The sequence below is a fragment of the Microcoleus sp. w1-18aA5 genome (assembly GCF_036701705.1).
GTDB lineage: Bacteria > Cyanobacteriota > Cyanobacteriia > Cyanobacteriales > Microcoleaceae > Microcoleus.
On sequence record NZ_JAUPTE010000169.1, the window covers coordinates 1 to 1,491 of the forward strand.

The 1,491-nt window shown below is 44.5% G+C and carries 1 protein-coding gene; it reads left to right on the forward strand.

Annotated features, from left to right (window positions below; genetic code table 11):
• Positions 1-96: 96 nt before the first annotated feature.
• Positions 97-1,464, forward strand: a complete 1,368-nt coding sequence (locus Q5691_RS27505) for an IS4 family transposase (RefSeq protein WP_333211546.1) — start codon at positions 97-99, stop codon at positions 1,462-1,464.
• Positions 1,465-1,491 lie beyond the last annotated feature (27 nt).

The following is a 1,491-nucleotide window of genomic DNA, read 5'->3' on the forward strand; positions in this document are numbered from 1 at the left end:
AGTCCAATGGCACTGAAAAAGTGAGCCAAAAAAAATCTGTAAGGCAAGATATACATAGATAATTGCCTTACAAACCAAAATATCTCTCTCCCGGCAATGCCAAATCGTGCGTGCATTCTCAAACAACAATTTTTGCAGAGCGTTGCCTCACCTTGGGAAAAGCTGCTGCCAGATTCCTTAGTAGGTGAGCTTCTAGCGAATGAGAAGATCACCTACTACCAAAGCATCTACACACCCATAGTCACCCTGTGGGCGATGATATCCCAGGTACTCGATCCCGACAAAAGTTTGAGTCAAGCCGTGAAGCGGATGAGTACGTGGCTGAGTGCGGCCGGAGTCAAGTCTCCTTCTTCAGACACAGGGGCATACAGTAAAGCTCGTAAGCGACTACCCGAAAGACTTGTCCAACAGTTAGTACCCATAGTGGCAGAGGCACTAGAAAAGCAAGTTCCCATAGAACAACAATGGTGTGGACGACGGGTGCGGGTATTAGACGGCACAACTGTATTGATGAGTGATACTGCTGCCAATCAAGCTGAGTATCCGCAACACAGCAATCAAAAAACTGGGTGTGGATTTCCCATCGCTAAAATAGTGGTACTCTTTTCATTACTAACTGGGGCTGTGGTAGCCGCTGGCATAGCTTCTTTGGCGACGAGTGAGATTGTGATGAGCCGTTTGATTTATGCAAATTTAGTCTCCGACGATGTGATATTGGCAGATCAAGCTTATGGTAATTATGTCGATTTAGTTTTGGTGAAACAGCAAGGAGCAGATGCTGTTTTCCGTAAAAATCATCTCCGCAAAACTGACTTTCGACGGGGGAAAAAGTTGGGAATTGGCGATCACAAAGTCATCTGGAATAAGCCCCAACAGTGTCCCAACCACATGACTTTTGAGGAATTCGAGGCATTGCCGTCTAGTTTCATCGTCCGGGAAGTATGCTTACGAATTAAGCGCCGTGGCTTCAGAGCTGAGCGTATCATTATAGTGACAACATTAGTGGATGCCAAACGCTACACTGTTGAAAAATTGACTTCTTTATATGGGTTTCGTTGGTCGGCAGCAGAAGTCAATTTACGCTATCTCAAAACCACGTTAAAAATGGAGATGTTAACAGCTAAAACTCCGGTGATGGTAAGAAAAGAAATTTGGACACACTTATTAGCTTACACTTTATTGCGTACTATTATGTGGCAGGCTGTATCTTCGTCAAAAAATACAGTTTTTGAACTCTCATTCCAATCAACTAGGCAGCAGTTTAATCTGTTATTGACGCTGTTGGCAACTACAGGAAAACGCCAACAGCGACAATGGCGTCAATTACTTTTGGAACAGGTGGCAACTAATTTACTCACGATTCGACCTGAGCGTTCTGAACCTAGAGTTTTGAAACGCAGGCCGAAACCATATCCTCGAATGCAGGAACCTCGTTCTGTCTTGAAAGCTAAACGGAGGGTGTGATTAAGCCTTTTTCAGTGCCATTGGACT